The organism is Flavobacterium sp. GNP010, from assembly GCF_056428945.1.
Genome location: NZ_JBWJVK010000028.1, coordinates 34516 through 45222 on the forward strand (window position 1 = coordinate 34516; position 10707 = coordinate 45222).

Genomic DNA, 10707 nt, shown 5'->3' on the forward strand with positions numbered 1-10707 from the left:
CCATTTTTTTTATGCTTCTTTATTGGCTAACTGTCCACAAGCAGCATCAATATCTTTACCTCGACTTCGCCTTACTTTAACCACAATTCCGCTTGCTTCTAATGCTTTAATATAAGCGTTTATTGCTTCCTCAGAAGCTTGTTGAAATTCTCCATCATCGATTGGATTGTACTCTATCAAATTTACTTTGCAAGGAACGTATTTACAAAATTTCACTAGCGCATCAATGGAAGCTTTATTATCATTAATATCTTTCCAGACTACATACTCGTAGGAGATTTTGCTTTTGGTTTTTCGATACCAATATTCTAAGGATTCTCGTAAATCCGCCAAAGGAAAGTTGGCGCTAAAGGGCATGATTCGGGAACGGATTTCATCAATTGCGGAGTGCAAAGAAACTGCCAATTTGAATTTGACGTCGTCATCTGCCAATTTTTTAATCATTTTAGGAACACCAGAAGTAGAAACCATGATCCGTTTTGGAGACATCCCTAAACCTTCTGACGATGTTATCATTTCAATCGCTTTAAGCACATTATTATAGTTCATCAAGGGCTCTCCCATTCCCATAAAAACGATATTCGAAAGCGGATGATTGTAGTACAAACGGCTTTCTTTATCTATAGCAAGTACTTGATCGTAAATTTCTGCTGGCTCTAGATTTCGCATTCTTTTTAATCGCGCTGTAGCGCAAAAATTACAATCTAGACTACAGCCTACTTGACTGGAAACACAAGCAGTTGTTCTGGTATTCGTAGGAATCAAAACCGATTCGACCACCAAACCATCATGCAATCGTACCGCGTTTTTCACCGTGCCATCTTCACTGCGCTGCATCGTATCTACTTTGATGTGGTTGATCACAAAATTACTTTCCAGCATAGTACGTGTTTGCTTGGAAACATTAGTCATATCCTCAAAACTATGCGCCCCTTTGCTCCACAACCATTCATATACTTGATTCCCACGAAAAGATTTGTCTCTATTAGCAACAAAAAAGTCTCGCAATTGTTCTTTTGATAAGGATCGTATGTCTTTTTTCTCGATTTCCATGATGCAAAGTTAGTAAGTATTTTGAGGTTTTCGTTATTTGTGAATTTGGTTATTTGTAATTTTGTAAAAAATTTAAAATAATGCATTTCATTTCCCAAGAATTAGAGGTTTGAAATTAGAAAAAACGAAAATAGTAGACCAAACGCAATAAAAAAACTTATTATAATTTTTTGTAAATTTGTATATAAATTAATAAAAATGGGACTTCCAGAATTAAAACATAAAATCCAACTTCAATTAGATCTTGCAGATGAAAGAGTACTTCGTATTGTATCCTCTGTATTTGATAATTATTTGAATGAAATTGTTTCTTACGATGCAAAAGGAAATGCCTTAACACTCTCAGAATATCATAATACGATTGAAGAAGGGTTAGAAGATATTAAAAACAATAGGGTAATTTCTCAAGAAAATCTTATTGAAGAAATGAAAACCTGGAAAAATGACTAATTCAATTTATGAAATTTTCTGGACTACAAATGCAAAACTTGATTTAAAAGACATTTATCTTTCATTAATACATAAATTTTCTCTCTCAGTTGCCTCTACAGTAACCGATGAAATTTTTGAAAGTATAAATTCAATAACTTTTCCTGATCAATTTCAAACTGATGAATACCGAATTGATTGCAGAAGAATGATTACAAGAAACTACAAAATACTTTACCAATTCCATCACAACAAAATTTACGTTATTAGAATATTTAATACTTTTCAAGATCCAATAAAAAGTTTAAGATAATGCATTTCATTTCCCAAGAATTAGAAGATTATATCGAGCAGCATTCTCAAAAAGAACCTGCTTTACTGGCTGCTCTAAATAAAGAAACCTATCAAAAAATTCTTTTGCCGAGAATGTTAAGCGGCCATTTTCAGGGACGGGTTTTGAGTATGTTATCAAAATTGATTCGGCCTGTAAACATTCTCGAAATTGGGACGTATACTGGCTATTCTGCTTTGTGCTTGTGCGAAGGAATGCAGAAAAACGGTTCACTTCATACGATTGACATCAAAGAGGAATTAGTAGATTTTCAGCGCAAACATTTTGAAAAATCATCTTGGGGAAATCAAATTTTCCAACATTTAGGGGAAGCTGTTACAATAATTCCAACATTAGATCTAAAATTTGATTTGGTTTTTATTGATGCTGATAAAGAAAATTATCTGAATTATTTTGAGCTGATTATACCAAAAATGAATCAAGGCGCAATCATATTATCTGACAATGTACTTTGGAGTGGAAAGGTTTTAGAGCAATTACAACCCAATGATTTAAGTACCAAAATATTATTGGAATACAATCAGTTGTTAGCTAATGATCCTAGAGTAGAAACTGTTTTGTTGCCTATTCGCGATGGTTTGACGGTGAGTCGCGTGTTGTAATTACCAACTAAACCGCTATTGAAAACTAAGCCCTAGCCCGGATGGAAATGAAAATCCCACGCTTTTTTGCGTGGATTGTAATGTACTGCCGGAAATAGCTCCAGATAATTACTAATATGTACCCATAACTCTATAAAGGAAAGTACTTTTTTTGTGCTATTTTGTAAGCTTTAAACATCAAGAAACCAAAGGTAAATCCAAATAAATAGCCCGTAAGTATGTCTACTGGATAATGTAAGCCAAGATAAATCCTGCTGTAGGCAAAGATGAGCGGCCAAAGGAACAAAAATCCAAAAAATTTGATTTTATCCTTGAAGTTGAAATACACAAATGTGGCAACTGCCATTGAATTAGCGGCATGACCAGAGAAAAAACTGAATGAGTGGCTAATTTTAACAATGCGGATAAAAGAATTAATTTCAAGATTATTACACGGACGCAATCTTTGAAATCCATTTTTGAATAGGTTTGTAGTTTGATCCGTAATTGTTACTAAAACAGCTATAAATAGCAGTAAATATAAAGTTTGTTTAACGCCTAACTTTGTATAAATAACATATAAAAGGAGTGAAAAAAGTGGAATCCAGTTGCTTTGTTTGGTTATAAACAACCAAAGTCCATCAAAAGTTTCAGATCCTAATCCATTCAAAAAAACAAATAATTTTACATCTAAAGAAAGTATTTTTTCTAGCATTACATCTGACGTTTTATAGGCCCAGTAACTTCTTCAATACTTTCTTTGGTGGTTTCGATTGGCGTGGTTGTATCGCTAAGTAAGTCAACTTTGGCTTTATTAATTTCTGCGGTTATATTCCCCGTTATGTCAGTAAATTGGGTAGTGTCTCCTAATAAATTTTCTTTGGCTTTATTAATTTCCGAGGTAATATTTCCCGTTATATCGCTTAATGATTTAGAATCAAATCCATTCGCCTCAGCACCTTTTTGAATTTCACTTTTAATGTCATTCGTAGCATGTTTTAATTGCGCCATAGCTTTCCCCATAGTTCTTGCTATTTCAGGTACTTTATCCGACCCAAAAAGCATTAATACTATAAACATGATAAAAATTAATTCGCCTCCTCCTATGCCAAACATATTTTTTATTTTTTAGTGTTACAAATATACCAAATTTAGCAACTTTGAATTTTAATTTTTTCATAAAAAAAAGACTCTTTTCAGAGTCTTTTTAAATGTTGTTTGTGCTTAGTCAAATTTTGATTTCACTTCCTCTTTAGGCCAAGCGTTATTGGTAACATCAATATCCGCTGTTTCTAGTTTTGGATCTACAAGAATCTTTTTAATCGCTTTTTCTGTAGCATAGACTTTCTTTGCAGTATCATTATTTTTTCTCCAAATTTGGGCTGGATATTTAAATGTCTCTTTGGTATCATCGTCGTAAGTCAATTCAACAATAATTGGCATTAACATTCCTCCTGGCTTGTTAAACTCTACTTCATAGAAAAACTTTGGAGATTTTAACATCGCTTTTTCATCAGCAGAGAAGTTTTTGCTAACGTACTCTGAAAGTAAATTTACATCTGCAATCGCTAATGCTTTTTTATCCTTAGCAGGTAATTCTTCACTTGTTCCTGGAACTAAATAAACGAAAGGTCCTTTTTCTTGTCCAAAACGTCCTCTGCGAACTACCGCATCTTTCAATTCCTTAGTAGCAGTCTCAGATACAAAATATTGTTTTACTTCCTTTACTCCGATATCTACAAAATCAGTAGAGTAAAACCATCCTCTAAAAAACCAATCTAAATCTACTGCCGAGGCATCTTCCATAGTTCTAAAAAAGTCTTCTGGTGTAGGATGTTTGAACTTCCATCGGTTGGCATATACTTTAAAAGCATGGTCAAACAATTCTCTTCCCATGATTGTTTCTCTCAGGATATTCAATCCTGTTGCAGGTTTACCATACGCATTAGCTCCAAATTGAACTATTGTTTCTGAATTTGACATGATTGGTTCTAAGAATTTTTGATCTCCACTCATGTAAGGAACAATTTTACTTGCAGGTCCGCGACTAGAAGGGAAGTTTGTTCCCATTTCTTGTTCGGCCATATATTGCATAAACGTATTTAATCCTTCGTCCATCCAAGACCATTGACGTTCATCAGAATTGACAATCATTGGAAAGAAATTGTGTCCTACTTCGTGAATTACCACACCAATCATTCCATTTTTTGTACGCTCGCTAGTAACTCCTTTTTCGTCAGGACGACCGTAATTCCAACATATCATCGGATATTCCATTCCTTGATCTTCTGCTGATACTGATACCGCTTTTGGATAAGGATAATCAAAAGTATGAGCTGAATAACTTTTCAAAGTATGCGCCACTGTTCTAGTAGAAGTTTCTCCCCAAAGTGGATTACTTTCTTTTGGATACACTGAAATAGCCATAACCGTCTTATTGTTCAATTGTACCGCCATAGCATCTAGAATGAATTTTCTAGAAGTAGCAATACCAAAATCTCTCACGTTTTTAGCGCTAAATTTCCATGTTTTTTTCTTTTCTGAAAATCCTTTTTCACTTGCTTCAGCTTCCGCTTGTGTAACAATTACAACAGGCTTATCAAATGATTTTTGAGCCAGTTCGTATCTTTTTACTTGTTCTGCAGTAAATACTTCGCTTCTGTTCATAAGCTCTCCTGTAGCTTCCATCACGTGATCAGCAGGCACAGTAATGTTTACATCAAAATTCCCGAAAGGCAATGTAAATTCTCCTGTTCCCCAAAACTGCATGTTTTGCCAACCTTCAACATCATTATAAACTGCCATTCTTGGATAGAACTGTGCAATTACATATAATTTATTTCCTTCTTTTTCGAACAATTCATAGCCAGAACGACCGCCATCTTGTCTGTAATTATTAATATTATACCACCAATTGATAGAGAAAGTGAATTTTTCACCTGGCTTCATTGGAGAGGCTAAATTAATGCGCATCATGGTTTGATTGATGGAATAGGACAAGGCATTTCCTTTTACATCCTTTACGAACTCAATATTAAAACCGCGCTCTTGTTCTTGTTTTAAAAACTTGTTTGCGAAGTTTCCAGCAGGAAAAACCTGTTCCATTCTTTGGCTTTCCGCCAAAGGTGTCTGAGACGTTTTCGCAGCTTGATTTTGGTCTAACTGTACCCATAAATACTCTAAAGTATCTGGCGAATTGTTATAGTAAGTAATGGTTTCAGACCCACTTAATTTTGATTTTTTATCATCAAGCTCTACATTGATCTTGTAATCTGCTTGTTGCTGATAATAAGCTGGACCTGGCGCTCCAGAAGCCGTACGAAACATGTTAGGCGTAGCTAACAAATCATACATTTGACTAAACTTATTGGTGTCGTATTTTCCTGTTTGTTTAGGTGCAACAGGTGCCGTTTTCTCCTGAGCAAATAACATTGCTGGAAGAAGTAATAATAAGGTAAATTTTTTCATAGGTTGAAATCTGGTTTTTCAGTGTGTGAAAATAATAATTAAAAATACATTTATCTTAATTTATTCATATTTTAACATTCCTTTTGATGTTGATTCTGTAAAAAGTATGGTGTTTTTGATCCCGCCAACGTTAAAATGCATAATATTTTGCTGTTCTGAATTTCCTTCTATGATAACGGTGTTGAATATTTCAATTGCATTAATTTTAGGAATTTCCTTGATACTTAAATAACAAATGAGCACGTCTCCTTCCATTTCTTTGCTTAATAACGTCATGGTCTTGGACTGTCCGTTGATTTTAATGCTGAATTTTTCGGCTAAATACTTCTTTAGTAATGTGAGATCTTCATCTGTTTCTTTTTCAGAACCTAAATTAACTTTTTTAGTATATTTTTTTCCAATGGCAGCATTCAAATCATCTACAAAAATACGAGCCGTAATTTGTACCATTTTCTTTTGTGGAGCATAATTAACTTGGTACAAGGCTACATAAAATTTATGCACGGCAAAGGAAGTTGTAGTTAAAAATAATAACCCAAAAAAAGTAATTAAAATTGTTTTTTTCATTTAGAGATTCTATTTGTTTTTTATCGAAATATGGCAGCTTCAATCTTATTTGTATTCTGGAATCAAAGCGATTTCATTTTTCAAAAGTAGTAATTCTTTTAAACTCCTCGTTCTTGGTGATTAAAAAATCAATTAATAGAAATTCGTCTTCTTGTTTTAAAAGCGTTTTTGACTTTGGATCATTCTCACAATACTCGAGAAACAATCCAATTTCCTCTTTTTTTAACTGCAAAGTAGTGGTAAAAAAATACTTGTCAATTCCTTTTCCAACCGTTTCTGAAAAATCAATAGTAGGATTCAAATCATTTTTTTTAGCCGAATCTTTGGTGAATAATTTAGATACCATTTTGTAAATCTTTACAAAATCCATTCCATTTTCTATAGTCCCGTCAGATGGCATCGTCCTATTTATAGGAGAAGACTTTGCATCATCAATAAATTGCATGTCAACAATACTTTGCGTATTCCCAGTTATTAGTTTTATTTCGGCTTTACGTTTTACAATAACTTCATTCAATACTGTAGTTTGTGTTTCCAAAGCAATTACAAATAGCGGTTTTGCGAAATCCTTATCTTGAATTACTATTTTTTTTGACTTAAAAGAGGCACTAGAAAACAGCAATGTGTCTTTGGCTTTCGCCAAAATATCAAAAAAACCTTGACTGCTTATAAAAGTTCTGGTTCTTGAATTTAAATTAATAACATAGCCGTTGTCTACCATCGTTGATTCATTTGTAAATTGACCGTGCAATGGTTTTCTATTTTCATTTTGACCAAAGGAAACTTGGCAGATGAAAATCAAAAAAAAGATTTTAATTATTGTCTTCATTTTAGATTTTTTTATTTGTTGCGATCTATTTGACTTTCACTTTTCAATAAATTATTATAGTCTTGTGCCAAACCCACCAAATAAAAAGTAATTTTTTCTTGATCCTTTGACTCTAAAATTTTTACAAAAAATTCATTTTCGACCAGATAATATTTAAATCCACTTACATATTCCGCAGGCAACCCTAATTGCGTCGTAAAATAATCATGCTCATACCATTCAGAAATCATTTTAATATACTTCTCTTTTTTTTCTACGAAAACTAATTTTTTGAGCCGCTTAGTTCGCCCATTAATTTTATTGATAATCGGGTCAAGAGGCATTACCCCGCCCAATAATCCTAATAACATAATTGGTTTAAAATCTCCTGCAGTGCGCAATCGCCTTTCTGCAACGGTATATTTCTTAGGTTCCTTAGCAACAATTCTTTCTGAAACGGCATTTATTGCATTCGAATTAATAATAACTGCTTTAAGCGGAGTGGCTTTGCCTTTCATTTCTACATGTATCAAACCCAACGTAAAGTCTTCTTGCTTAACTACCCGTTTTGTGGTTTCTACATTCACGGCAGTGAAAACTAGCACATCATTTATTCGAACCATAATTACAAATTCTCCATCTTGATTTGTGGTGGTAGATTTATCAGTGCTTAAGTTTAGAATACTTATTCCACTTGCATGGTTAGCATCGACTCTTATTGTACCGCGAAGCATTCTCTCAGCAGGGGTTTGACCAATAGAAATTTGGTAGACCAAACACAAAACCAGTAAAAGACTACTATTTATTTTCACCCGCAATAATTTCGTTATAATTTTCAGCTAGTTTGACTATTAAAAATTGAATCAGCGTCTTGTTTTTAGCTCGCAAAGCATTAGCAAAGGCTACATCATCAATACAATAATATTGAAATCCTCGTATATAATCCTGTGGAATCTTAAGAGTTTCAAGATAGAACTTGTCTTCAAAAAGATCATCAATTCGATCCAAAAGCTGCAATTTCTTTTCGACAATGATTTCTTTTTTCAGCATTGCTTTTCGGCCAGAAATAGTATTTAACAACCCATCAATCCCGCCGCCAGAGGTTGCTGTGTATAATTTTCTCTCGGCTGGCGTATACTTTTTTTGGCCGTAAGGAATAATGCCAAGACTTTCCGCCGTGATTGTAGATTCGTTCACAAAGACTTCGTTTAACAAGATACTTTTAGGAATCATGTTAATGGTTATACTATCTAGTAAAAAATCTTCTTGATTAATTCTTCTGCGAAGTCCCTCTAGATGAACCGCTGTAAAAACTAAAACATCACCTTCCTTTGCCGCTATGGTAAAGAAACCCTTGCTGTCCGAAAAGACAGTTTTATCTGTGGTTACATTTTCAATTGTAATGCGATCGACCGCCAGCGAATCGGCACTGATTTTTCCGCGTAGTTCGCGAATGTTACCCGTTTGAGCAAAACAAATTTGAACTAACAACAAGACTAGTATCTGTAAGGTATATTTAATTTTCACTAGCGATTATCTCTTTATATTTTAAAGCCAATTCTCCTATTAAAAAAGTGGTCATTGTCTTATTCTTAGCTTTTAAAACAGCCATTAATGGCTCGTTTTCAATACTATAATATTGAAATCCCTTGACATACTCCGCGGGAATTTTTAATTTACTGACAAAATAGTCTGGCGTAAACCAATTCTCTAATTGTCGCAAATAGGATTCTTTCTTTTCAACTTCGAGTTCTTTTTTAAGCATTTTTGTTCGTCCAGAAATCCAATTCAAAAGTGGATCGGCAGAAACAGACCCTCCCATCATACTGCCCACATTAGCCGAAGCATTGAGATCAGTTGCAGTATATAATTTTCTTTCTGCTGGAGTATATGTTTTTTGCCCCTTTGGAATTATCCCCATAGAGACCGCGTTGATATCATTTTTGACAACAACTTCTTTCAATTCATTTACTTTGAGCGCCATCTGTACAGTAAGTATTTCTTTTTCAAAATCCTTTTGAGTGAGGCCAATCTTAACCTCTTTAAATTGCCCTTCGGCGAAGAGTAAACTGTCTCCAACTCTAGCCAGTATAGAAAAATTTCCCAATTTATCTGAAACTACTGCTTGCTGACTTTTTAAATTCAATACGGTAATTCCCTCCAAAGCTGAGAATTCAAAAGTAGTTCTTCCTTTCAATTTTACACGAAACGACTCTTGAGCTAGACCATTCGTAACTACAAATACCAAAAAAAAGTAAACAATTCTAATCATCCATTTTTGGAATTCGTTACTAACCGTTCGTAAAAGTATCTTAATGCATTCCAAATTAAGTACTAATAGCTTGATAAAAAAATGTTAATTAAAAATGCGAGAATAAGTACAGTGATTTTATACCTTTAACGCAAATTATGCACTTAAAAATGAAAAACATACTCATCGCAAGTACCTCTACACTTGCTAATCAAAATTATCTAGACTATTTATTACCTGAATTAAAAATTCATTTTCGAAACTGTTCTACCATTCTTTTTATCCCTTATGCAAGACCAGGAGGCATATCACACGACGAATATACTGCTATGGTTAGCTTGGCTTTCGCCAAAATAAATAAAAAGGTAATCGGAATTCATCAATTTGAAGAGGCACCACAAGCCTTGAAAAAAGCTGAAGGCATTTTTACTGGAGGTGGAAACACATTTGTTTTAGTTTCTCAATTGTATAAAACCAACGCAATGGAAACGCTCTCTGAAGCAGTAAAAAACGGAACTCCCTATTTGGGAACCAGCGCCGGTAGTAATATTTGTGGACTAACCATGCAAACTACAAATGATATGCCGATTGTTTTTCCGCCAAGTTTTAAAACGTTAGGATTAATTCCATTTAATCTAAACCCACATTATTTAGATCCCGACACCAATTCTAAACACATGGGAGAAACAAGAGAAACCAGAATACAAGAATATCATGCTTATAATTCGGTACCCGTCTTAGGATTAAGAGAAGGAAGTTGGCTGGATGTAAAAGGCGAAACCATTACTTTGAAAGGAGATTTAACAGCCCGTTTGTTCCGACAAAACCAACCGCCTGAAGAAATCGAAAGCGGAATTGATTTACATTTTTTGAAATAATTTAACAAATAGCTCACAAAAAAGCCGAAACGTAATGTTTCGGCTTTATAGTGGGTAATAAAAGACTTTCTATCGTATCATAGCATTTATAGGATATCCCGAAGCTTCGGGACTCGCGCAACATTAAATTAAAAAACCTCAAACAATGTTTGCCGTTTTAGAGCGAAAGACGAGGCTTCCCGTATCTCTGCGTTCACGGGATATCCCGAAGCTTCGGGACTCGCACAACATTAAAATAAAAAACCTCAAAACAATGTTTGAGGTTTTAGAGCGAAAGACGAGGCTCGAACTCGCGACAACCAGCTTGGAAGGCTGGAGCT

The 10707-nt window shown here is 34.2% G+C and carries 13 protein-coding genes; 4 read left to right on the forward strand and 9 right to left on the reverse strand.

Annotation, left to right across the window (positions count from 1 at the left end; translation table 11 throughout):
- Positions 1 to 9: 9 nt before the first annotated feature.
- The gene (rlmN, locus tag AC061C_RS12120; RefSeq protein WP_478291382.1) at positions 10 to 1053 is read right to left on the reverse strand and encodes a dual-specificity RNA methyltransferase RlmN; all 1044 of its coding nucleotides are present in this window, start codon (positions 1051 to 1053) and stop codon (positions 10 to 12) included.
- 198 nt (positions 1054 to 1251) lie between these two features.
- Here rlmN and AC061C_RS12125 point away from each other — a divergent pair, with 198 nt between their 5' ends.
- From AC061C_RS12125 to AC061C_RS12135, 3 genes are read left to right on the forward strand one after another with little or no spacing between them, the layout of a single operon-like run.
- Complete coding sequence (locus AC061C_RS12125; protein WP_478291383.1) at positions 1252 to 1503, forward strand: hypothetical protein; 252 nt, start codon at positions 1252 to 1254, stop codon at positions 1501 to 1503.
- Positions 1496 to 1795, forward strand: coding sequence for a type II toxin-antitoxin system RelE/ParE family toxin (locus AC061C_RS12130; protein WP_478291384.1), 300 nt, complete (start codon positions 1496 to 1498; stop codon positions 1793 to 1795). The genes AC061C_RS12125 and AC061C_RS12130 overlap by 8 nt, the downstream gene beginning before the upstream one ends.
- Positions 1795 to 2436: an O-methyltransferase gene (locus AC061C_RS12135; protein ID WP_478291385.1), complete on the forward strand. Its 642-nt coding sequence runs from the start codon at positions 1795 to 1797 to the stop codon at positions 2434 to 2436. The genes AC061C_RS12130 and AC061C_RS12135 overlap by 1 nt, the downstream gene beginning before the upstream one ends.
- Before the next feature lie 130 nt (positions 2437 to 2566).
- On the opposite strand, the gene AC061C_RS12140 is transcribed toward AC061C_RS12135, so the two are convergent.
- The 8 genes from AC061C_RS12140 to AC061C_RS12175 form a co-directional block, all read right to left on the reverse strand.
- Positions 2567 to 3130 (reverse strand): phosphatase PAP2 family protein, encoded by a 564-nt coding sequence (locus AC061C_RS12140; RefSeq protein ID WP_478291386.1) that lies wholly within the window; start codon positions 3128 to 3130, stop codon positions 2567 to 2569.
- Positions 3130 to 3531: a twin-arginine translocase TatA/TatE family subunit gene (locus AC061C_RS12145; protein ID WP_478291387.1), complete on the reverse strand. Its 402-nt coding sequence runs from the start codon at positions 3529 to 3531 to the stop codon at positions 3130 to 3132. The genes AC061C_RS12140 and AC061C_RS12145 overlap by 1 nt, the downstream gene beginning before the upstream one ends.
- Before the next feature lie 108 nt (positions 3532 to 3639).
- On the reverse strand, positions 3640 to 5883 hold the full coding sequence (locus tag AC061C_RS12150) for a M1 family metallopeptidase (RefSeq protein ID WP_478291388.1): 2244 nt from the start codon (positions 5881 to 5883) through the stop codon (positions 3640 to 3642).
- Positions 5884 to 5943: 60 nt separating this feature from the next.
- On the reverse strand, positions 5944 to 6450 hold the full coding sequence (locus AC061C_RS12155) for a DUF6702 family protein (protein WP_478291389.1): 507 nt from the start codon (positions 6448 to 6450) through the stop codon (positions 5944 to 5946).
- Between the two features lie 73 nt (positions 6451 to 6523).
- Complete coding sequence (bamP, locus tag AC061C_RS12160) at positions 6524 to 7279, reverse strand: BamP family beta-barrel-assembly machinery protein (RefSeq protein WP_478291390.1); 756 nt, start codon at positions 7277 to 7279, stop codon at positions 6524 to 6526.
- A gap of 11 nt (positions 7280 to 7290) precedes the next feature.
- A complete protein-coding gene (locus tag AC061C_RS12165; RefSeq protein ID WP_478291391.1) occupies positions 7291 to 8070 on the reverse strand; it encodes a hypothetical protein in 780 nt (259 codons plus the stop codon).
- Positions 8057 to 8749 (reverse strand): BamP family beta-assembly machinery protein, encoded by a 693-nt coding sequence (locus tag AC061C_RS12170; protein ID WP_417984889.1) that lies wholly within the window; start codon positions 8747 to 8749, stop codon positions 8057 to 8059. The genes AC061C_RS12165 and AC061C_RS12170 overlap by 14 nt, the downstream gene beginning before the upstream one ends.
- A gap of 25 nt (positions 8750 to 8774) precedes the next feature.
- Positions 8775 to 9530, reverse strand: coding sequence for a hypothetical protein (locus AC061C_RS12175; RefSeq protein ID WP_478291392.1), 756 nt, complete (start codon positions 9528 to 9530; stop codon positions 8775 to 8777).
- A 149-nt stretch (positions 9531 to 9679) separates the two neighbouring features.
- Between AC061C_RS12175 and pepE the strand changes: the two genes are divergently transcribed.
- A complete protein-coding gene (gene pepE, locus AC061C_RS12180) occupies positions 9680 to 10387 on the forward strand; it encodes a dipeptidase PepE (RefSeq protein ID WP_478291393.1) in 708 nt (235 codons plus the stop codon).
- The last annotated feature ends 320 nt before the right edge of the window (positions 10388 to 10707 follow it).

Excerpts from the sequence above, each read along its gene's own strand:
- rlmN (WP_478291382.1), bottom strand. The coding sequence starts at position 1,053 with ATGGAAATCGAGAAAAAAGACATACGATCCTTATCAAAAGAACAATTG.
- AC061C_RS12140 (WP_478291386.1), bottom strand. The coding sequence starts at position 3,130 with ATGCTAGAAAAAATACTTTCTTTAGATGTAAAATTATTTGTTTTTTTG.
- bamP (WP_478291390.1), bottom strand. The coding sequence starts at position 7,279 with ATGAAGACAATAATTAAAATCTTTTTTTTGATTTTCATCTGCCAAGTT.
- AC061C_RS12135 (WP_478291385.1), top strand. The coding sequence starts at position 1,795 with ATGCATTTCATTTCCCAAGAATTAGAAGATTATATCGAGCAGCATTCT.
- AC061C_RS12145 (WP_478291387.1), bottom strand. The coding sequence starts at position 3,531 with ATGTTTGGCATAGGAGGAGGCGAATTAATTTTTATCATGTTTATAGTA.
- pepE (WP_478291393.1), top strand. The coding sequence starts at position 9,680 with ATGAAAAACATACTCATCGCAAGTACCTCTACACTTGCTAATCAAAAT.
- AC061C_RS12150 (WP_478291388.1), bottom strand. The coding sequence starts at position 5,883 with ATGAAAAAATTTACCTTATTATTACTTCTTCCAGCAATGTTATTTGCT.
- AC061C_RS12155 (WP_478291389.1), bottom strand. The coding sequence starts at position 6,450 with ATGAAAAAAACAATTTTAATTACTTTTTTTGGGTTATTATTTTTAACT.
- AC061C_RS12130 (WP_478291384.1), top strand. The coding sequence starts at position 1,496 with ATGACTAATTCAATTTATGAAATTTTCTGGACTACAAATGCAAAACTT.
- AC061C_RS12175 (WP_478291392.1), bottom strand. The coding sequence starts at position 9,530 with ATGATTAGAATTGTTTACTTTTTTTTGGTATTTGTAGTTACGAATGGT.
- AC061C_RS12125 (WP_478291383.1), top strand. The coding sequence starts at position 1,252 with ATGGGACTTCCAGAATTAAAACATAAAATCCAACTTCAATTAGATCTT.